General features: G+C 62.3%; 15 protein-coding genes. 5 read left to right on the top strand and 10 right to left on the bottom strand.

Going from position 1 to position 20,256, the window contains the following annotated elements; genetic code table 11:
* Nucleotides 1–48: 48 nt before the first annotated feature.
* Nucleotides 49–1,053, top strand: coding sequence for a hypothetical protein (locus KHO30_RS28480; RefSeq protein WP_211702985.1), 1,005 nt, complete (start codon nucleotides 49–51; stop codon nucleotides 1,051–1,053).
* 58 nt (nucleotides 1,054–1,111) lie between these two features.
* Here the strand turns inward: KHO30_RS28480 and KHO30_RS28475 are convergent, their stop codons facing one another.
* Together KHO30_RS28475 and KHO30_RS28470 are read right to left on the bottom strand one after the other, a co-directional pair.
* Nucleotides 1,112–2,191, bottom strand: coding sequence for a glycosyltransferase (locus KHO30_RS28475; protein WP_211702984.1), 1,080 nt, complete (start codon nucleotides 2,189–2,191; stop codon nucleotides 1,112–1,114).
* Nucleotides 2,191–3,444, bottom strand: a complete 1,254-nt coding sequence (locus tag KHO30_RS28470; RefSeq protein ID WP_200622023.1) for an oligosaccharide flippase family protein — start codon at nucleotides 3,442–3,444, stop codon at nucleotides 2,191–2,193. The genes KHO30_RS28475 and KHO30_RS28470 overlap by 1 nt, the downstream gene beginning before the upstream one ends.
* A gap of 349 nt (nucleotides 3,445–3,793) precedes the next feature.
* Here KHO30_RS28470 and KHO30_RS28465 point away from each other — a divergent pair, with 349 nt between their 5' ends.
* Nucleotides 3,794–4,984 carry a glycosyltransferase gene (locus KHO30_RS28465; RefSeq protein ID WP_200622021.1) on the top strand — a complete coding sequence of 397 codons (1,191 nt, stop codon included), beginning with the start codon at nucleotides 3,794–3,796 and terminating at the stop codon, nucleotides 4,982–4,984.
* 104 nt (nucleotides 4,985–5,088) lie between these two features.
* Here the strand turns inward: KHO30_RS28465 and KHO30_RS28460 are convergent, their stop codons facing one another.
* Nucleotides 5,089–6,237, bottom strand: coding sequence for an acyltransferase family protein (locus tag KHO30_RS28460; protein WP_211702983.1), 1,149 nt, complete (start codon nucleotides 6,235–6,237; stop codon nucleotides 5,089–5,091).
* A gap of 282 nt (nucleotides 6,238–6,519) precedes the next feature.
* On the opposite strand from KHO30_RS28460, the gene KHO30_RS28455 reads away from it, so the two are divergent.
* Both KHO30_RS28455 and KHO30_RS28450 read left to right on the top strand, forming a co-directional pair.
* On the top strand, nucleotides 6,520–8,013 hold the full coding sequence (locus tag KHO30_RS28455) for an O-antigen ligase family protein (protein WP_211702982.1): 1,494 nt from the start codon (nucleotides 6,520–6,522) through the stop codon (nucleotides 8,011–8,013).
* On the top strand, nucleotides 8,010–9,227 hold the full coding sequence (locus KHO30_RS28450) for a glycosyltransferase (protein ID WP_211702981.1): 1,218 nt from the start codon (nucleotides 8,010–8,012) through the stop codon (nucleotides 9,225–9,227). The genes KHO30_RS28455 and KHO30_RS28450 overlap by 4 nt, the downstream gene beginning before the upstream one ends.
* Nucleotides 9,228–9,341: 114 nt before the next feature.
* On the opposite strand, the gene KHO30_RS28445 is transcribed toward KHO30_RS28450, so the two are convergent.
* From KHO30_RS28445 to KHO30_RS28435, 3 genes are all read right to left on the bottom strand, one after another.
* Nucleotides 9,342–11,762 carry a glycosyl hydrolase family 95 catalytic domain-containing protein gene (locus tag KHO30_RS28445; RefSeq protein WP_211702980.1) on the bottom strand — a complete coding sequence of 807 codons (2,421 nt, stop codon included), beginning with the start codon at nucleotides 11,760–11,762 and terminating at the stop codon, nucleotides 9,342–9,344.
* Nucleotides 11,763–12,183: 421 nt separating this feature from the next.
* Nucleotides 12,184–13,926: an FAD-dependent oxidoreductase gene (locus KHO30_RS28440; RefSeq protein ID WP_093636511.1), complete on the bottom strand. Its 1,743-nt coding sequence runs from the start codon at nucleotides 13,924–13,926 to the stop codon at nucleotides 12,184–12,186.
* 207 nt (nucleotides 13,927–14,133) lie between these two features.
* Nucleotides 14,134–14,754: an LbetaH domain-containing protein gene (locus tag KHO30_RS28435; protein ID WP_093636513.1), complete on the bottom strand. Its 621-nt coding sequence runs from the start codon at nucleotides 14,752–14,754 to the stop codon at nucleotides 14,134–14,136.
* Nucleotides 14,755–14,930: 176 nt separating this feature from the next.
* Between KHO30_RS28435 and KHO30_RS28430 the strand changes: the two genes are divergently transcribed.
* Nucleotides 14,931–15,428, top strand: coding sequence for a hypothetical protein (locus KHO30_RS28430; protein ID WP_093636516.1), 498 nt, complete (start codon nucleotides 14,931–14,933; stop codon nucleotides 15,426–15,428).
* Nucleotides 15,429–15,459: 31 nt separating this feature from the next.
* On the opposite strand, the gene KHO30_RS28425 is transcribed toward KHO30_RS28430, so the two are convergent.
* The 4 genes from KHO30_RS28425 to gmd all read right to left on the bottom strand — a co-directional run bounded on the left by KHO30_RS28425 (nucleotide 15,460) and on the right by gmd (nucleotide 20,204).
* Entirely contained in the window at nucleotides 15,460–16,809 is a 1,350-nt protein-coding gene (locus KHO30_RS28425) for a glycosyltransferase WbuB (protein ID WP_211702979.1), read from the bottom strand.
* A 55-nt stretch (nucleotides 16,810–16,864) separates the two neighbouring features.
* The gene (locus KHO30_RS28420; RefSeq protein ID WP_211702978.1) at nucleotides 16,865–18,007 is read right to left on the bottom strand and encodes a glycosyltransferase family 4 protein; all 1,143 of its coding nucleotides are present in this window, start codon (nucleotides 18,005–18,007) and stop codon (nucleotides 16,865–16,867) included.
* Between the two features lie 113 nt (nucleotides 18,008–18,120).
* Nucleotides 18,121–19,080: a GDP-L-fucose synthase family protein gene (locus tag KHO30_RS28415; RefSeq protein ID WP_211702977.1), complete on the bottom strand. Its 960-nt coding sequence runs from the start codon at nucleotides 19,078–19,080 to the stop codon at nucleotides 18,121–18,123.
* Between the two features lie 5 nt (nucleotides 19,081–19,085).
* Nucleotides 19,086–20,204, bottom strand: coding sequence for a GDP-mannose 4,6-dehydratase (gmd, locus tag KHO30_RS28410; RefSeq protein ID WP_093636528.1), 1,119 nt, complete (start codon nucleotides 20,202–20,204; stop codon nucleotides 19,086–19,088).
* Nucleotides 20,205–20,256: the final 52 nt, after the last annotated feature.

Genomic DNA, 20,256 nt, shown 5'->3' with positions numbered 1-20,256 from the left:
TCTTTTTGATTGTGGCGCCGGCATTCGACGCCCCTTTGCGAAACGGCAATGCTTAGCGACGTTACTTCCGATCAGCATGATTACCCCCAATGCGAGCACTGCGGTGCGTCGCTAGCCGGTCGCTTTACGCCGTGCACCGAGTGCGGCGCGCGTCCGGTCGATTCGCTCGGCGCGCGCCGCACGCCGCCTCCCTCCTTGAAAATACCGCTGGGCGACCCTCAGCCGATGCTGGCCACCCGGCTCATGACGCCGCGAATCTGGCGCCCGTCTTCGAGAGCGCTAACCGATCCGTATTCCGTCATTAGCGAGACACCGGTCGCCGCCCCCGTCGTGCACAGGCTGCGCCAGCCGCTCGTGCTCAGCGTCTCGATGCTGCTTGTGGCGTCCGCCGTGTACCTGGGCTTCATTCACACCAACGACTCGGACGACGGCACCCCTATCGCGGTGTCCGGCAAAGTGAAGACCCAGCACGTCAAGCCGCCGGTTGTCGTCGCTCAGCGGTCCGCACCGGTCTTCGTTGCTCAACGGCCCGTGAAGCCCGCGCCCGTGCGATCGGCTCCGGTCCCGCCAACTGCTGCGCCGCCGCCGGCTCAGCGGCGCGTGATGACGGCATCGGCCGAGGCGAAGCGCAACCCGGGTGGCCAGACTTACAACCCATCCGTCAAACCTAACGTAGACGCTTCAAAGCAGATCAGGTCCGCCCGCGCCAATCTGCAGCAGAACAATCTGTCGGCGGCGAAAGCGCGCCTGGCGGCAGCCATGGTGGTCCAGCCGGACAACCCCGACGCGCTGCGCATGCGCGAAACCGTGACCGCGCGGGAACAGCAGCGGGATGCTCTTTTGAGCGTGGCGCGAGGTTGTGGCTATGTCGCACGATGGGCGTGCGTCTGGCACAAAGCCGGCGACGCGCTGCAGGTCGACTCAAGCAGCAAGGAAGCCCAGCGCCTGTTGACTCTCGCGATGCGCGAGTCCGAACTGGCAAGCGCGTGGCCGTCGACACCCGCGCCCGAATCGACGCCCGACGAACGCGGCCTCTCAATCAGCCACCATTGAAAGTCGGGGGTTCCGGCGCAAGCAACAGGCCGGAAACAGGCAGGGTCAAACCGAAGAACTATCGGGCCGGCACGGCGAGACGGCTGCTGACCTGATGCGCGATTGCCCGATAACGGGCCGCCGTATCCCTGAGCGTCAGACCGGCAAGCGAGCGTTGCGCCCGCGCCTGCCCTAGCGCCGCGACCACGGCATCCGCATAGCACGGCACATCGTCCGTATCGACTAACTGCACACCGGGAAAGCCGTTCGCGAAGGCAAACGACGGAATCCGGCTCGCGACGATCGGGATACCGGAAGCCAACGCCTCAAGAAACGCGACGCTGTGCGCCTCGGAACGCGAGGGCATGACAAACACGTTCGACTCCGACAGCACGCTCGCCACATCGGTACGCGGACCGGCCACCACGACGCGGTGCGCGATCCCCAACTCCTGCGCGAGGCCAATGACAGTGCGCTGATACTCCGGATCTTCGACCACGCCGTACAAGACGAGGCGCGCGTCCGCCACCTGCTCGAGCACCTGGCCGAAGGCACGCACCGTCAGAAGCTGATTCTTCACCGACGCATAGCGCCCGATCTGCACGACCTGAGGTGCCCGGCCGTTGTGCGCGGCGCCGTCCGTGAACGCGAAGCGGCCGAGGTCGACCCCGTTGGGCACCACGGTCATCGCAGGATGCGGTCCGATGGCCTGCACGTAATCGGTCATGCCTTGTTGCGACACGCTGATCACGACCCGGGCACGTCCGGACAGAATGTGCTCGACGCGCCTGAACAATGGCCGCTCGAAATCGTTGGTCGCCGAATGCATGACGTAGACGACCGGCACTCGCAGCGGCAACGCGCGCGCATAAAACGAAGGGATCGTGGCGTGCGCGAAAATCACGTCCGGTTTAAATCGCCGCACCGTGAAGAACAGATTCCACAGTTTGCCCGCGAGGCGCCTGCGCCGTGAAGGAAACCAGCACTGCACACCATGCCGCTGCAGCTCGTCCTGCAAGGGCAGGAATTCGGCGTGCACAGGCAACAGCGAGGCCATGCATACGGCCATGCCTTCGGCGCTCTGATCGATAGCGAGATCCTTGGCGAGGACTTCGGCGCCCGACAAACGCGGCGCCAGAACCAGATGTAAAACGCGCATCACGAAGTCCTTGCGGTCAGCGTTCTGAACAGCATCCACGCCGCGGCGCAGCCAAGGCCAAGGGTCATGGACCAGGCAATACCCGTCACGCCCCACCAGTGAACCGCTGCAGGCACGCTTGCCAGCAGCACGACAACCTGAATCAGCGACGCATGCACCGTCGCCTTCGCGTCACCCACCGCGCGCAGATAAGCAACCAGCACGGCAATCAACGCGCCGATCGCCATATTGATCACCAGAATCCTGAACAGCGGCACCGCAGGCAACCAGGCCGCGCCGAGAATCAGCGAGAAGAGCGGCTCGGCGATCAACCTCAGCACCGCGACGAACCCCGTCAGCCCGATCGCGATCACGAGCAGATAAATCTTGATCAACCGCGATGCGGCCTGCGGACTCCGCCGATGACGTGCCGCGAAGGTGGGAAAGAGGTATTGCGACATCGCGATGGCGGCGTCGGCGAGCAGCATCTGCGCGAGCCGCGACGACATCTGATAGCCACCCAGTTGCGCCGGGCCGAGCAGTTTGCCGACCACGACCTTGTCGAACTGGTTGAGCAGCAGGTTGATCACGCTGCTCGCCCAGATCCAGCGGCTGAAGCCGACGTAGTGACCGATACCCGACCACACGGCGCGCATCGGCGGACGCGGTTTCATCGTCGCCCAGGTCAGGATGCTTTTCAGGCTCTCGCCGGCCACGAGGCCGAGCAACACCGAAGCCGCACCGGCGCCGAAATACGCGAGCCCCAGTCCGACCGAACAATCGACAAAGGCCGCCCCAACCTCGACGCCGGCAATATGCTGGAAGCGCCGTTCGCGCTGCACGAGGTAGTAGGTAGGCGAGGCGAGACCGCGTAACAGTGGCAGCAGCGCGGCAAGCTGAATCAGCACCAGTGAGCCGTTCAGATGAAACTGACTGCTCAACAATGGTGCAAGCGCGACCAGCAGCAGTGAGATGAGCACGCCGCGCGCGGTCAGCGTCGTCCACACCGCGCCGAGTTGTGAACGCGACGGTGGATGTTCGCCTTGAATGACCGCCTGCGCGAGACCGGTGTCCGACAACGCCTCGGCAATCGCCACCGCGAGCAAAGCCACGCTCACGCTGCCGATCGCCGCCGGCCCGAGCATCCGGCCGATCGCAAGAAATTTGATCGCTACAAGTCCACGCACAGCGAACTGCTGCAATAGCACCCACGTCGCCGCGCTCGCGCCGAAGCTGGCCGCTATCGAGAGCGCCGGAAGCCTGATCGCCCGCAAGCTGTTTCTCCGTCGAATCGGAGCGCCGTTGAGTCGGCCATAAGCAGCGATCCAATACATCGCTGCGAAACGCCGCCGGCGCATAAATTGTTAGATTGCACCAGCAAGCTGGCGAGTTTTTTCATCGAATTCCATATACGACCTTACAGCGAGAGAATCGGCAACAACCGCCATCAGCTAGGTCAGTTCAGCCGAAGCCATTGCGCGCTAGTACGTTTACCCACAGAACGGGTCAAATAGACGGATTCACTGACGCCGCCGATGCTAACGTTGTTCAGCTAGCGCCTCAGACAGCCGGCGCAAGGGTGCTTTTCCACAACGCATTCGACCACTGAAGACCACTGAATCGATGGAACAAGACTACGTCCTGATTGTGGAACCCAACCTCACCGGCCACCGCTGGCGCTATGTCGAATGGACCATGCAGGCCTGCACGGAAGCCGGCTATCCGTGCATCCTCGCGACGGAATCCGCCAACGAGGACCACCGGCTCGCGAGACAGATCGTCGCCGCGAACCGCGCGGATCTGCAGATCGCGTTCGTCGACCCTGAGGAACGGCCCCGCGGGCTGCTGCCCCAGTCGAACCAGTATTCGCGCTTTCACCGCTATTTCAAGCGCGTGCATCGCATCGTCAGCCACGCGCAGCCGATCAGGCTGGTGGTCGTGCCCTATGTGGACTACTTCTTTTATGGATTGCCGTTTCTCGGTTCGCCGTTTCGTAAGACACCCTGGATCGGCATCACGATGCGCTCGACCTTCCATCATCACAAGGTCGGCATCAAGTCGCCTGATCGGCCGATTGTGAATGCCGTCAAGGCGCTCCTTTTCAAGCGTGCAATCCGCTCTGCCGGGCTGCGCACACTGCTGACGATCGACCCGACTCTGCCGGAATGGGCCGCCCACAATACTTCGAAAAACAGCGCTGCGGTCGCCTATGTCGCGGACCCGTTTCCGGACGAGCGTGCGGAAAATCCCGTGCTGGCCCGTGAGCGTCTCGGGCTGGACCCCACGCAACGTTATCTGCTGGTGTACGGCTCGATCACCGAACGAAAGGGCATCTACGAACTGGTCCACGCGTTGACGCGTCTGGAGCATGCGCCCACGCTGATCGTTGCCGGTGAGCAGGATGCGGGCACGCGCCATTTCATGCGCAATCATGTGCGCAGCCTCACGCCCGCGCCGCTGGTGCTCGATTCGTTCATTGCAAACGACGTCGAGCGCGATCTGTTCTCCGCCTGCGACGCAGTCTGGCTAGGCTACAAGGGACACTACGGCATGAGCGGCGTGCTCGTGCAGGCGTACCGCTTCGGCAAGCCCGTCATTGCAACGGAAGATGGACTGATCGGCTGGTTCAGCCGGCGCTGCGAACTGGGGCCGATTCTGAAAGACCTGAGCTCCGCCTCGATCGGCAAGGCGATCACCGAGACCATGACCTCGTGGCCGCACGAGCCCGAGGCCGTTCCGGCCGCACGCGAAGATCTGCTTTCACGGCATACGCTCGGGCAATTCAAGCAGACCTTGCTGCAGCAGATGGCCTGATAGCCTGATCCGGCAACACGCCTTCTTCGAGACACCCTCACTTCGGCAGAAACTCAGAGCGCCTGGCGCGAGGCCAGGCCGCTCATGGTTGAACTCGAACGTACTCAGGACAACTGGCCGCCAGCAACAGGCACTTCTTCCCGCACCGAGCTGTTGCGCTTTGCCGGGAACAGGGCATTGCGCATCAGCAGGAACGGATACTCGATCGCGCGCGTGGTCACGTAGCCGATCGCAATCGCGAACGCAAACTGCGCGGCAAGCGCCACGATCCAGATGACGCTCGGCGCGAGACCCATGGCGGTCATTTTTCGAATCAGCATGTCGCCCGGGGCGAGCGCAAGCGAATGCCACAGGTAAATACCGTACGAATAGAGGCCGATCCAGGCAATCCCGCGATACACCCACGAAGTCTTGAACGATCCGGAATACTCCAGCACGAATACGATCAGTGCGGCAAAACCGAGCGCCTGAATCGTATAGCCGATGCTTTCGTCGAGCGCGATGTGTCTCGTCGCAAGGGCGAGCCACGCGCACAGCACCACGACGCTGGCGATCAGCAGCCATTTGCGCTTCGCGATCTGATGATAGACGCCCGGTTTCATCCAGTAGATCGCGGACAGAATCACGCCGACCAGCAGACTGTCGATGCGGTATTGCGTGTACGCGAATGCTCCTTCCAGGTTACCGCCCGCCACCGCGAAGCAGCGCGCGGTGAGCACCACCGCGCAGATTCCCGTGAGCACGCCGACGATCGTCCACGCACTGAGGCGCCAGCGCGCGAACAGCAACAGTAGTGCCGGCAGGACGAGATAAAAGTGTTCTTCGACCGCGAGGCTCCAGGTCTGCGTAATCGAGGTGCCCAGATAGTTCTGCAGGTGGGTCAGGTTCTGGACCAGAAAGGTATTCCACGGATGGCGCCCGGCCAGCACATGAAACGCGATCAACACGTAATACGCGGGCCAGATGCGGAAAATCCGCCGGACAATAAAGCGCTTGGCGTCGACGTTACCGGTTTCGGCGTACTGTCGAAGCAACAGGCCGCCAACCAGAAAACCGCTCAGCGTAAAGAACAGATTGACGCCTTCCCGCCCGAAATTCTTCAGGGGATATTCAACGATCTCAATCAGGAAATTGCCGGTCTGAACGGCATGAAAGTGAAACCCCATCACCATGATAATGGCGATGCCCCGCACGAAATCCAGCTCGATGGCTCGCCCGGCTGTTGAGGGTCTCGCCCCGCCGAATAATTTCATGTTGTTCTCCCCTGTCGCCATTCGTGGGCGCATGTCCCTTTTTGCATCTTCGGTGGCGGCACGCGTGCGTGCGCGCCAACATCAAGGCATTGGCCGACAACATCAGCAAGTGTGCGCGCGTCTTGCAGGGAGCGCCCTTGCCACTGTCGCCAGAACCCAGGCAAACGGCGACGAAAAGGGGTGCGCAGAGCGGCCACGCGGGGATATTCCCGCACAATGACCCGATGCGAGACCGTCCGCTTTAGACCGACGGCGGATCGACAGCACGGGGAGGAATCAGCAATGCGCCATCAGTATGCGACGCTCTGGATATGGTTATTTCTGTTACCGCTTGCGCTGGACTATAAAGCGCCCGACGCCAACGTAGGCCACTTCGTCCAGTTCATATTCGTCATTCCCGTGATCGCCGCGGGGCTCGCTCTCGCCCTGATCGCGCCACGCTTTCACAACGGCTCGCGGCTGCGCTCGGTGGTCACCTTTAGCGTGCTGCTATGCGTGCTCGGCAGCATCGTCGCCCAGTTTGTTCAGGATAACGACACCGGCAACTATCTGCGCGTTCTTCTGCCGTTCCTGCTGTTTTTGCTGGGCTATCTCGTAGCCTGCCGTCCGTGGAGCGAATACAGAATCACGCAGTTCGAGAAAGCGCTGTTTGTCGCCAACGTGATCTGTCTCCTGTTTACCTTCGTCTATGGCCTCGCCACAAGCGGCGATCTCGAGGATGCGCGCTTTCGTATCATCTCGGTGACGTTGCTCGGGCTGCAAGGCGTGCTACTGCACGAATTCGTCGTCGCCAAACGCTTTTCGTTTTTCACCGTCTCAGTGTTCGCAGTCAGCGTGATCGTCGAGCTGCTGAGCGTGACGCGCAGTTTGCTGGTCGGCACGGTCCTGCTGTTCCTGATCGCGATGGCACTGAGCGCACCGTCGATCCAGCTTATCTGGCGCACGGCCGCCCGCAGCGTAATAACCGGCGCGGTGCTGGCCGGTGTAGTCGGCATCGTGGCAGTGAGTTTTCCGACTGTCACCGAGCACTGGACGCAGCGCATTTTCGCGTCCGAAGAAACCGTCACCGGCAAGGATCCAACCACGATCACCCGTCTCGCCGAGATGCGCGATCAGTATGACCAGGTGACGTCCTCGCCGGAAACGCTGCTGTTCGGCGAAGGCTACGGACACTACTACCGCTACTCTCCCGTCTATCTGCCGGACCTTGCCGGCCAGATCAGCGAGAAAGACTTTTACGCGATCAACGAATGGCCGGCGGGTCACAATTTTTGGGTCTATCAGCTCTTCGCGGGTGGACTGCTATTCGGCATCGCCATGCCTTTGGCGAGCCTGGCCGCACTGGTAATCTGCTTTTTCTCTTACCGCTACTGGCGCGCGGTGGTTCCCGACGCGCCCATGCTTCCGGTGCTGGGCCGCGCCATCATGCTGTTCGCCGCGCTGCCGGCTACGTCGATCGGCGGCAATCCGCTCGGGCCGCGTTTTTCCGGGCTGATATTCGGCATTGCCCTCGGCCTGATGATCGCCACGCACGCGCGCTTGCAGCGCGCACTGCCGGCTCGTGTGAAGCGCGCACCTAAGCCCCCGCATTTGCACCCGGCCGCCATGCCTGAATTGCCGGGCAGAATCCAGCCCGGCATGGGTCGCGCGGATCTCGCGACGACCCTCGGCATGTCGCACGCGGCAAGTACCGCGCCCGGCTCCAGCCAGTTCGGTGCCCTCGTGTCGCACACCACGTCGACGCGAAATACCAATCGACGGAATATCGTCCGATGAAAATTCTCCATTTGCTTGCAAGCGTCGATCCCCGCGCCGGCGGCCCGGTTGAAGGCGTTCGCCGCAGCGGCGCGGCGATGCAGGACGCTGGACACGAAATTGAAGTGGCCACCTGCGACGCGCCCGGCGACACCTACCTCGCGTCCTTTCCGTTTCCCGTCCACGCGTTTGGCCCCGTCACCAGCCGCTATAGTTATAGCGCGCAACTCGCACCGTGGATCGCGACCAACGCGAAGCGCTTCGATGCGGTCATCGTGCACGGCCTGTGGCAATACCACGGCTTCGCAGCATGGAAAGCGCTGCGTCAAAGCGACGTGCCCTATTACGTGTACGTGCACGGCATGCTCGACCCCTGGTTCAAACAGGCTTACCCGCTCAAGCATCTGAAGAAGTGGCTGTACTGGCCGTGGGCCGAATACCGCGTGCTGCGCGATGCACGCGCCGTCATCTTTACGACAGAGGAAGAGCGTACGCGTGCTCGTCAATCGTTCTGGCTGTACCGCGCGCATGAGCAGATCGTGCCGTACGGCGCGACCGTGCCGCCGCTCGACGCAGCGTCTGTGCGCGAAGCGTTCCTGCAAGCCGTGCCCGGCTTACGCGGCAAACGCATCGTGTTGTTTCTCGGCCGCGTGCACGCGAAGAAAGGCTGCGATCTGCTGATCGATGCGTTCGCGCGTATCGCCGGCCGCGACCCGTCGCTGCATCTCATGATCGCGGGTCCCGACGAGACCGGCTGGGTGGCCAGCTTGCGCGCCCAGGCTCAGGCAGCCGGCATCGCGCACCGCCTCAGCCTACCGGGCATGCTGCAAGGCGATCTCAAGTGGGGCGCGTTCCATGCAAGCGACGTGTTCGTTCTGCCCTCGCATCAGGAGAACTTCGGCGTTGCGGTTGCCGAGGCGCTCGGCTGCGGACTGCCGGCGCTGATCTCCGACAAGGTCAACGTGTGGCGCGAGATCGAAGCGGACGGTGCGGGGATGGTGGCCGCCGATACGGTCGACGGTACGGAAAAGAATCTCATGCGCTGGCTCGAACTCGACGACACCGCGCGCGCCGCCATGCGCGCTCAGGCAGTTCACACTTTCGAAGCACGCTTCCGGGTCGAGACCATGGTCAACGCGTTGACCGCGCTGCTGGAAACGAAAGGCAGCATTGGCGAAACGCGCGAAAACACGCTCAGCACGCTGCGCGGAGCCACGACTCAACCAAGCCAGTGACGTTGGGATAACGGCGCGCGCCGCGAGGCGCGCACCGTCACAGGCTGCTCTCCATTGCTCCTTCATTAACGGCGTCAAGGTCGAGGCTGCGATCGGCAGCGTTTCGACTTGAGGCTACCAGGAAACGGGCTGCAGTCTGCCGTCGAACTTTGCCGTGCCATTCGCAGGGATCACGACCGCACGCGAAGCGTTGCCGTAGTAAAGGTTTGTCCGAGTCCCTCCCACGCTGGTGAGCTTGACGGACGACAACGCGCCACTGCTCCACGCCAGGTCCACCGCAAACCCGCCTTTCGCCCGCAACCCCTTGACGCTCCCTGTGCCCCATTGCGACGGCAACGCGGGCAGCAGCGTGATGCGATCCATCCTGCTTTGCAGCAGCATTTCCAGTATCGCAGCCGGACCGCCAAAGTTCGCATCGATCTGGAATGCTGAAGAGTTGCTCGACAGCGCGTAGGCGTCGAACATATTGGCAAACGTGCCGTTCACCCCGTCGTTACCCGCCGAGTAGTTCAACAGCTTCGGAATCATCGAATAGCAGGTGGCGGCATCGTGGAAATGCGCCCAGCAGGCGATGCGCCATGCCAGTCCCCAACCGAACGAGTTGAAGCCACGCGCGGTGAGCAGCGCCTTCACGCCGGCCACGAGCGTCGGATCGCTGTCGAGCGTGATGCGCTCGCCTTCAAACCACCCGATCAACGGCGACAGGTGCCGGTGTCCCGTTTCGCCGACAACGCTGTCGCTCATCCATTCCTGAAGCTGCCCGGTCGTCGGGCTCACTTTCGGCAGATAGAGGTTCGCCTTCAGAGTCGCGAGGGTCTGCGCGAAATCCACATCCTTGCCGAGCAACTGGCTCGCCGCGACCGTGTTGGTGAACAGATCCCAAACGAGTTCCTGTGCATAGGTAATGCCGAGCTGCTGGTGAGGCCCCTGCTCCGGCGACCAGTCCTTGTCGTCGATGAGCAGCCCCGTCACCGGGTCCCGGATCAGGCGCGCCTGCCAGAACTCGCAGGCGGATTTCATCACGGGGTAGATGTTCGCCAGATAGCGCTTGTCCAGCGTGTACTGGTAGTGATTCCACAGCGTGCGGCAATACCATGCGCTCGCCGGCGGGCTCCAGTCCCAGCCGAGCGAGCCGTAGATGCCGGTCGAAATCGCCACCGTCCAGCCCGCCACCTTGCCGTTCGAATTGCTGTAATTCACGTTGGCGGCATCGTTGAAATGATTCCGCGTGGACTGGACCCACGACGGATATTGCCCGGTGACGTAATCGGCAAACGGCAACTGGCACTCCGGCAATCCCGCGCGATCGGCGAGCCAGTAGTTCATCTGCACGTTGATATCGGTGTGGTAGTCGGCCATCCACGGCGGATTGTTCGTCGTACTCCACAAGCCCTGCAGATTCGCAGGCATCGAGCCGCGCGACGACGAGATCGTTAGGTAGCGTCCGAACTGCACGTACATCGCTTCGAGTTCGGGATCGGCCAGCGCAGGGTTCGCTCCGCGTGCCTGCAACCGGGCCGGGATTGTCAGCGCCCTTTGCGCGGCGCTCGAGGTGCCGAGGTTCAGCTCCATGCGTCCGAAGAGACCGCGATAGTCGCGCACGTGGCGCCACAGCAGATCCCAGTAGCCCCGAGCCGCGGCGTTCGTCACGTCTGCGATCGTGGCGCTGCGCGGGTTGATGCCCGTCAGGTAACTGTCGACGTAACGCCCGGTGTAGTCGGTGCGTGCCGCAACGATGATCGTGAGCGCAGGGCAATTCTGCAGCGTAATCTGCCCAGTGGCGGAGTTGAACCGCGCGACGCCCGCATCCGGAATGACCGACAGGTACGTGGCGTACAGCTCTCCGCTACCGCTGACCGAACCCGAGAACGACAGTGCATGATTCGACTCGCCAACGGTCTGGGTACCCTGCCCGTCGATCAGCGACACGGTGCCGTTATAGGTGCCGCCGTCCGAGGTGAGCCGCACGACGATCACGTTGTCGGGAAAGCTGCTGAAGATCTCGCGCCGGTAGGTCCTGCCGCCGACGCTGTACTGCGTGCGCACGAGCGCATTGCTGATGTCGAGCGAGCGCTGGTAGCTCGTGGCGCCGGCGTGAGCAGGCAGATCGATATAGAGCTTGCCGAGCGACAGGTAAGTGCCCATGCCGGTTGTCGTATAGGCCAGGTCGACGACGTCCTTGCTGCCCGACCATAGCGTGATCTCGTTCAGGTAAAGCGCTTCCCTCTCGCTTGCGCCGCCTGCCAGCGCACCCAGACGACCATTGCCGACCGGCAGGCCCTGAAACTGGATGCTGGATTCGACGGCGGGTTGATCGTACTGGAACAGCAGCGCCTGATCGGCGGAGAGGAGCGGTGAAGCGGCTTGTGCGGAAGTGGGGAGGGAATCGGTGCTCGGGGAAGTGCCGGTTTCGCTGGCGTATGCGGAACTGATCGCCGCATAGTTGCCGGTGCCGCCGCCTGCCACCGGCAGGATGGCGGCTGCACCGCCGAGTTTGAGGAGCCTGCGACGCTTCTGGTTTACGGACGTTTTCATCCTGTCTCCTGATTCGCGAAGTTTCCCCGAGAAATCCACCTATAAATATTTTGTGCAAATATGCACTTAAGAGGGATTCTCCAGACATTAGGCTTTTCCCTCGGTACGCGCGCAGCAAAGCGGCACCGAAATTGGGCTGTCGGTCTGGCGGGGAGACATACGTGATCGGTCCGGCGAGCGTTTTGTGCATCTGCAAAACGCTCGCGGTGCACGGGCGGGAACGTCGAAATAACCGGTAAGGAGTGAATGAGCTTCAGGAGGTGTTTCCCGCTATGTGAGCAGGATGACGGAATATCGTCGCGGCAAAAGCAGTCGGACGACCGCTTTGCCGCGATGCAGGCTGCGGTCGGCAGGCTGCATCGGTCAAAATCAATATCACCGGTGACTGCGCCGCGAGGGGCGCCCTGTCACCGATTGTTCTTCACTGCTCCTTCATCAACGGCGTCAAGGTCGAGGCTGCGATCGGCAGCGTTTCGACTTGAGGCTGCTGGGTCTGCATCGACATCAGGGAACTGTTGGCGGCGTCACCCCGCGTATTGCCGACGATATCCGGCACATCGAGCTGCCGCACCAGATGACCCGCGAGGCGCAACGCAAGCGCGGCGATCGTGATGGTCGGAAAGTTCGCGCCGACGGTTGGAAACACCGAACTGCCCGCCACATAAAAATTGCTCATGCCGTGCACTTTGCAATCGCGATCGACCACGCCTTCGCGTGGCGAATCGTGCATGCGCGTAGTGCCCATGTGATGCCACGTGCCCTCCAGCTTTGCCGGCCAACGGCGGCCTTCGAGCGGCGCGTCGAGTTCGACATCAGCAATGCCCGCCATCTGCAACTCCAGCGCGAGCAACGCAAACGTTTTGTCGAAGGTGCGTTGCACCTGTTCACCCAGACGCCACTCCACTTTCACGCGCGGCATGCCGAAGCGGTCGCGTTTGTCGGCCGACAACGTGACCCGGCTATCGGGATCGGGCACCGCTTCGACGATCGCCTGCAAGGTCACATCGGTGATCAACGCCGGCCATTGCAACAGCCGCGTCAAACCGTAGCCCACGGTGTGCAGCGGATGCGCGATCATCGTCGCGACATCGGTTTTCAGGCTGCGGCCTGGCTGATCCTTCTGCAACAGCGCTTCCTTGCAGTGGATCAGCGCCTCGGACCCTGCGGTTCCCTCGCCGTACCAGCGCGAATAGAGCCACACGCGCGAATTCAACAGCTTCTCGCGTTCCATCAACTCCTGCTTCGGCGCAAACTGTGAAGAGATCTTCGTGCCGTGCGCGGACACCGCGGCGTTCTGATAGTGATACTTGATGTCGTACAGCTTATTGCGTGCGTTTCCCGGGCGAAAACGCACCTTGCCGGACATCATCCGCGGATGATCCATGAAGTAGCGGCCCACCAGATCGTTGGCATTGCCGAGGCCCGCCGCCTGCACGTTGTTCGAAGCAAGCAGAAGCCGCGCGTTTTCGATGCCGCCCGTGGCGAGCACGAAAATCCTCGCGGTCACCGTCATCTTGCGTCCGCTGATGGTCGCCACCTGAAGCCGCGAAACGGACGTGCCGTCAGCGTCGGCGTCGATATTCTGCACATTCGCATACAGAAACACGCGCACCCGCGCCGAGCGTGAGAGTTCGTCACGATAGGCCTTGCCGAAACGCACAGGCGGGCTGAATTGCGCGACGGTATCGCGCATATCGCCGGTCGCAAGCGGTATGCGGCGCACGTCATGGCGTCCGATCTCGCGCTCCCAGTAGGCAGGGTCGAAATTCTGCGGGCCGAGCTTCAGCAGTTCATGCGTACGCGCGTAGTACGGCGCCAGTTCGTCGAGTCCGAACGGCCAGCCGCTGTGCGGAATCCAGTCGCGCTTGTCGAAGTCCCACGGATCCAGCGGGCGGCACCAGCCGCCCCAGCAGTTGCTGCTGCCGCCGAAATAACGGCTGCGCGAGCCGTCCGCGAACGAATAGGGAAGTCCGACGTTTTCGCCGCGATAGAGGTCGCGGGTTTCGTCATCAGGCCCGAAGCCCCCGCTTTCGAGCATGCAGGTGTCGACCCCGGCCCTCGACATCTCCAACGCAAGCGTAATGCCGGCCACACCTCCGCCGATGATGCAGACCGTCGTTTCAATGACCGTATTGTGTTCAACAGTGCGAGTATCGATGAACATCCCTACTCCCATCTTCTTCATGCATGTCTGAGTGCGTCAAACCGGCTACTTATCCAACCGGGGCTGGCAAGCAAACCACGCACACGTCGTTGCCGAACGCATCTCCGGCGTCGCCGCAGGTGTCGATCAAAGGCATCGATCGACATTCCGGCTTGTCAACGACCTGGCCTCCTCAGCGTACAAACGCTGCGGTTCTCTCTCTGTGCTTCAGGTCACGGAATCGAAACGGTTCCGGATAAAACGACATGGATTTCCGCCATACACACCCTCTGGATCAAGCGAACGATGCACGACAGACAAGGGCGTCACTACGGCCGACCGGCCGATCGTCACACCCATCTGCACAACACATTTCGACGTGATCCAGACACCGTCCTCGATGACGATCGGCGCGACGCGCAGATCCATCGTCGTGCTCATATCGTGAGAGCCGGCACTGAGGAACGTCCCCTGGGAAATGCAGACATTCGAGCCGATGCGGATTAGCGCCTGGTTGTAGATCCAGACGTCGACGCCGAACCAGCAGTTATCCCCTACCTCCAGGTTCCACGGCGACTTCACGCGCAATGGATGCACGAAGCGGCAACCCGTGCCGATCTTCGCGCCGAAGAGGCGTAATAGCGCAACGCGGACCGACGAGAGCGGCAGCAGTTTGTTGTTGATGAGGCAGGCTTCCACGACAAACCAGATGAGCTCGATCAGGGCGCCGCGCTTCGCGCGATAGTTCCCCTTTCCAGCCAGACTGAGATCGATGACACGGCCATCCTCGCGAACGCCTTCGACTTCCGGCATACGCCCGATCTGCGGATCGTCGGCAGCGTTACCCATCAGATTTCTCCAGTCCACGAACGGCAATCGACATACCCGCGCATCACGCTTACATTATGTTTCGACTCCTTACTGAACCCGCCTTCATGGCCGTACGAGCAAGCGTTTTGGCGGCTGCACGCGTACCGGTTGGCGCACGATAGCTCTATTGCGACCGCATCTTCCTGGGGCATCCGATGACCATTCCGTTCCGGCACATAACACCCGCTCTGCTTCTCGCCATCGCGACCTATGCCGTACCGGCGCTCGCGCAGAACGCAGCAGCGCCCGCGCCCGCTGCACCGGCTCTTGCCGCTACCGCTGCGACCAGCTACGGCACCCCCGCTCCTGCAGCGCGCGCCAAGCCGCGGGCGGCGAATCGCAACAGCGAAACGCAGTTGCTCGGCGCTCCACGCGACTACGGCTCGCCAGACGCGCAGCAAGGCAATACCGCCGACGCCCAGCAGGCAGCCCTGCTCGACGAACAACGCATGACGGTGCTGGGCGGAGCGCAGCCTGCCGTGCGCAAGCAGCCCAACAAGGCGCAGGCCGCCGGCAACGGTAAGGTGCGCGTGGCCGGCCAGCCGGGCGGTACGAATGCAGCCGAGCGCCTGATGCCCGATGGCGCGGCGAAAACCACTTACGCCGATCCGTTCGATGCGGGCAAGCACGCCGTCTACAAATCCCCGTGGTGATATCGCATTCATGAGATGGCCGCGTGCCGGATCAATCCGGCGCGGCTTCCTCCGTTGTAGCCGGCTTGCGCCGCCGGGCCACCGTGGCTGACGGCCTCGGGCCGCCGAAATACGGCGTCTCCACGTTCGTATGCTTGCCACGCGCATTCGTGCCACATGTGTCACAAATCAGGGTCGCGAGCCGCGCTTCGAAGGTACCGATCGTCGACTCCGGCGATAGCGCGCGCTCCGCATAATCGCGTGCCGCCTTACCCAGCGCCGCACGGCGTTCGGGATCGCTTGCCAGCACCGTGATCGCTGCCGCCAACGCCTTGACGTTATCCGGCGGCACGATCACGCCGCGCGGCACCACTGCGTCGTAGAGAGCCGTGCCGCGCCGCGCCATCGCCACCACTGCGCGCCCGCTTGCGAACATGCCGGTGAGCTTCGACGGCATCACCAGATCCGCGGCGTCGCCACGTTGCGGCAGCACATGAATGTCGGCGAGATTGAGCAACTCGTTCAAACGTTCCACGGGTTGCAGCGGAATGAACACGCAGTTCGTCAATCCTGCGCAGCGCTGGAGCAAACTCTCTTTCGCCGCGCCGCTGCCACAGAAAACGAAGGTGAGGTCGGTACGTGCAGCGAGCGATGCCGCCGCATCGGCGAGCGTTTCGATACCCTGTTTCGCGCCCATGTTGCCCGAGTACAGCACCACCTTCTGGCCAGCCGGAATGCCCAGCAGGCGCCGATAGTCGCTCGCGCGCGTCAGCGGAAAGATGGTCGCTACGTCGACCCAATTGGGCAAACACACAACCCGCGAAGGCTTAACGCCCTTGACCACCGCGCGCGCACTCATCTGCGGCGTAATCGACGACACGGTATCGAAGCGGCGCAGCAGCGTGCTTTCGATCCAGCGCGCCACGCGTGCTGCGAGCGAGCTTTTCAGAAGACCCAGATCGAAAGCGGCATCGACCTCGAAGTCCTGAATATGCAGCCACGTACTCGCGCCCGCGAGACGCGCGAGCGCCAGCGTAGCGGGCGCGCACATCAGGGTCGGCGCGATCAGCATCGCGGCATCGGGGCGCCATAGCATCTGCCGGGCGAGCAGCGGCAACGAACTCACCGCGAAGCTCGCCAGATGCAGCATCCGCTTCAGCCCGCTCGGACGCGCCGGCACCCATAGCGGCGCGCGCCAGATCGTCACGCCGTCGCGCGTTTCGTGCTGATACCGCCAGGACACATAGTTCGCCGCCACGCGCCACTCAGGGTAATAAGGGGGGGCGCACACCACGCGAACCTCGTGGCCACGCCTCGCCAGAAGCACGGCCATCTCTGCGGTGTACTTACCCACCCCCGTCAGTTCGGGCGCGTAATTGATGCCGTAGATCAGGATCTTCATTGTGACTGCCAGGACGAGTTAGAGCTTCGCATGCGCGACGGGGCCGTGAGGCGCCTCAGTCGCTCAGCATCAGCGCGCAGCCACGCGCGATATTGGCGGCGGCAGAAGGTGGATCGAAACGGCGAATCACATCCATGCAACGGTGTGCGGTGCCGCCGGCGTCGGCGAATGCCTCCATCGCCTTGAGCATCGTGCGCTGCAATCCGGCGACATCGCCTGCCGTAAATGCATAGCCGCTCACGCCATCGATCACCAGTTCCGGCACACAACCGCAACTCTCGCTGACCACCGCGGGGCAACCATGCGCGAGCGCCTCGTTGACGACGAGTCCCCACGGTTCGCTATAGCTCGGCAGCACCATGCAGGTCGCGCCGTAATATTCGCGAGTGAGCGGCTCGTCCTGCAAACTGCCGGCGAAAGTGACGGCGTCGCCCAGTTCCAGATCGGCCACCTTCGCCTGCAGCGCGTCCGCCATCGGCCCCGTGCCGACAATGCGCAACTTCGCTGCAGGAATGCGGCGCCGCAACCCGGCGAACGCCTCGATCAGCGTGCCGATGCCCTTCTCTTCCGAGAGACGGCCGACGTACAGAAACACCGGCTGATTGCCGGCGCGTGCCGCGACCCGCTCGACCAGCGCACGCTCCGGCGAAAACGATCCAGGCATTGCCGCGGCCTGACACGGCACGAAAATCTTGTCACGCTTCGCGCCGAGTGACTCGAGATACTCGCGGCTACGTTCGCCGAAACCGAAATAGCCATCACAGAGTGAAAAGAACACGCGCTTCGGAATCGACGTCAGCAATTTTTTAGGCCGGTCGCGCGCGGTCGAATCGCAGAACACCGCGCGCCGCTTGCCGGTCACGATGCACGCCGCCAGCATCGCCCAGTATTCCGGACGGTGGTAGCCCGGCAGGACGATCAGATCCGACTTCGTCCGCAACACTTCCCACGTGAGCCGCGCGATCATCTTCATCGTCGGCACATCTTCGTAGCAACCGTCGAACAGCTTCTGCATCGGATAGCGATGGTAGGAATAGTCGACGTCCGAAAAACCAACCCGGTCGTGCTCCGTATCCGCAATCTGCACCATCGAGTAGCGAATCGCGCCGGATGCCGAGATCTTATGCAAGGCGGAAAACACGACACCCTTGTGACGCGACCATACGACGTTGTGGAAGATCGTGACTGACGCAGTCATTTTTATGCCACTCCTCGAAAATCGTCCCTGTGTGCGTTGCACGCTATTCGTGCGAAACGCTCCACGCGCTTCCTCATTGCCGGAATCGCGCCCAGCAGCCCTTCAATGCGCGCCTAAACGTGCATGACGGCGGCGGCGGTCGAGCCGGCGTGTAATTCAACGAATTCCCGATACGTGGACGCGATGCCCTCTTCGAGGCCGATGGTCGCGTGCCAACCCATTTGCGCGAGCCGCGATACGTCCAGCAGCTTGCGCGGCGTGCCGTCGGGTTTGGACGCGTCGAACACGAGTTCACCCTCGAAGCCAGTCACCTTGCAGATGCATTCGGCCAGCTCGCGAATCGACAGGTCTTCACCCACTCCGACGTTGAACAGGCCTTCTGTCACGTTGTGTTCGAGTACGAAGAGCGTCGCCGCGGCGAGATCGTCGACATGCAGAAACTCGCGGCGCGGCGTGCCCGAGCCCCACACCGTCAAGGTCGCGGAGCCGTTCACCTTCGCTTCGTGCGCCTTCCTGAGCAGAGCCGGCAAAACATGGCTGCTGTTCAGGTCGTAGTTGTCGTTGGGGCCGTACAGATTGGTCGGCATCAACGAGACGTACTGGGTGTTGTATTCGCGGTTGTACGCCTCGCACAGCTTGAGGCCGGCGATCTTCGCAATCGCGTAAGCGTCGTTGGTCGGCTCGAGCGGCGAGGTCAACAGATACTCCTCGCGGATCGGCTGCGGACATTGCTTCGGATAAATGCACGACGAACCGAAGAACACCAGCCGCTCTACCTGCGCGCGAAACGCAGCGTGAATCACGTTGGTTTCGATCACGAGGTTTTCATAGATGAACTCACCCGGCTGCGACGCATTGGCGAGAATGCCGCCCACGCGCGCGGCCGCGAGCAGCACTACGTCGATCTTTTCCCGCTCGAAGAAGCCGTTCACGGCAGCCTGATCCTTGAGATCGAGCTCAGCTCTCGAGCGTGTGATGACGTTGTGATAACCCTCGGCATTGAGCCGCCGGACCAGCGCAGAGCCGACCATGCCACGGTGGCCCGCCACGAAGATGCGTGCTTGTTTATTCATCGCCGTTACTCGTGATGTTCCAGTGCCGTGAAACCGGCCAGCGTGACAAGTGCGTCACGTCTCGCAATCTGATAGTCGGAGCGCACCATTTCCTTGACGAGCGCACTGAATGGCGTGGTCGGCTTCCAGCCGAGCTGCGCATGGGCTTTCGACGGATCGCCCAGCAGCGTCTCGACTTCGGCGGGCCGGAAGTAGCGCGGATCGACTCGCACGATCACATCGCCGGGCGACATCTTGATCTCGCGCCCTTCCACCTTTTCGACAATGCCGACTTCGTCCACACCGGTGCCTTCGAAACGCACGGTGACGCCCAACTCAGCGGCGGCATGCTTAACGAACTCACGCACGCTGTACTGCACGCCGGTGGCGATGACGTAATCCTCTGGCCGTTCCTGTTGCAGCATGCGCCATTGCATCTCGACGTAGTCACGCGCATGACCCCAGTCGCGCAACGCCGACAGATTGCCGAGATACAAGGTCTTCTGCATGCCCACCGCGATGCGGGCCACAGCGCGCGTGATCTTGCGCGTCACGAAGGTCTCGCCGCGCACCGGCGATTCGTGATTGAACAGAATCCCGTTGCAGGCATAGAGCCCGTACGCTTCGCGATAATTGACCGTGGTCCAGTACGCAAACAGCTTGGCGACCGCGTACGGACTGCGCGGATAGAACGGCGTGGTCTCGGACTGCGGCACCTGCTGCACGAGGCCGTACAGCTCCGAGGTCGAGGCCTGATAGAAACGCGTCTTGTGCTGAAGCCCAAGAATGCGGATCGCTTCCAGAATCCGCAACGCGCCGAGGCCGTCCGCGTTAGCGGTGTATTCCGGTTCCTCGAACGAAACCGCCACGTGGCTCTGCGCCGCGAGGTTGTAGATCTCATCGGGCTCCACACGCTGAATCACGCGCAGAATGCTGGTCGAGTCGGTCAGGTCGGCGTGATGCAGGAAGAGTCGCTGGTCGGGATCGTGCGGGTCGCGATAGAGATGATCGATCCGGTCCGTATTGAACAGCGATGACCTGCGTTTGATGCCGTGTACGTCGTAATCCTTGGCGAGCAGCAGCTCGGCAAGATACGACCCGTCCTGTCCAGTAATGCCGGTGATCAGCGCGACCTTGCGTTTCATGAACCCCTCCTTTCGTTGAACTTTGCAATGCCAGTGCAACATCACGATTGAA

Origin of the sequence: Paraburkholderia aspalathi (assembly GCF_905220735.1) — a bacterium.
In the GTDB taxonomy this organism is placed as follows: Bacteria; Pseudomonadota; Gammaproteobacteria; order Burkholderiales; family Burkholderiaceae; genus Paraburkholderia; species Paraburkholderia aspalathi.
This window is presented reverse-complemented; position numbering and strand designations above follow the sequence as displayed.

What these genes read in the sequence shown, in the direction of transcription:
- KHO30_RS28480 (WP_211702985.1), top strand. Translation starts at nt 49, where the DNA reads ATGCTTAGCGACGTTACTTCCGATCAGCATGATTACCCCCAATGCGAG.
- KHO30_RS28475 (WP_211702984.1), bottom strand. Translation starts at nt 2,191, where the DNA reads ATGCGCGTTTTACATCTGGTTCTGGCGCCGCGTTTGTCGGGCGCCGAA.
- KHO30_RS28465 (WP_200622021.1), top strand. Translation starts at nt 3,794, where the DNA reads ATGGAACAAGACTACGTCCTGATTGTGGAACCCAACCTCACCGGCCAC.
- KHO30_RS28460 (WP_211702983.1), bottom strand. Translation starts at nt 6,237, where the DNA reads ATGAAATTATTCGGCGGGGCGAGACCCTCAACAGCCGGGCGAGCCATC.
- KHO30_RS28455 (WP_211702982.1), top strand. Translation starts at nt 6,520, where the DNA reads ATGCGCCATCAGTATGCGACGCTCTGGATATGGTTATTTCTGTTACCG.
- KHO30_RS28450 (WP_211702981.1), top strand. Translation starts at nt 8,010, where the DNA reads ATGAAAATTCTCCATTTGCTTGCAAGCGTCGATCCCCGCGCCGGCGGC.
- KHO30_RS28445 (WP_211702980.1), bottom strand. Translation starts at nt 11,762, where the DNA reads ATGAAAACGTCCGTAAACCAGAAGCGTCGCAGGCTCCTCAAACTCGGC.
- KHO30_RS28440 (WP_093636511.1), bottom strand. Translation starts at nt 13,926, where the DNA reads ATGTTCATCGATACTCGCACTGTTGAACACAATACGGTCATTGAAACG.
- KHO30_RS28435 (WP_093636513.1), bottom strand. Translation starts at nt 14,754, where the DNA reads ATGGGTAACGCTGCCGACGATCCGCAGATCGGGCGTATGCCGGAAGTC.
- KHO30_RS28430 (WP_093636516.1), top strand. Translation starts at nt 14,931, where the DNA reads ATGACCATTCCGTTCCGGCACATAACACCCGCTCTGCTTCTCGCCATC.
- KHO30_RS28425 (WP_211702979.1), bottom strand. Translation starts at nt 16,809, where the DNA reads ATGAAGATCCTGATCTACGGCATCAATTACGCGCCCGAACTGACGGGG.
- KHO30_RS28420 (WP_211702978.1), bottom strand. Translation starts at nt 18,007, where the DNA reads ATGACTGCGTCAGTCACGATCTTCCACAACGTCGTATGGTCGCGTCAC.
- KHO30_RS28415 (WP_211702977.1), bottom strand. Translation starts at nt 19,080, where the DNA reads ATGAATAAACAAGCACGCATCTTCGTGGCGGGCCACCGTGGCATGGTC.
- gmd (WP_093636528.1), bottom strand. Translation starts at nt 20,204, where the DNA reads ATGAAACGCAAGGTCGCGCTGATCACCGGCATTACTGGACAGGACGGG.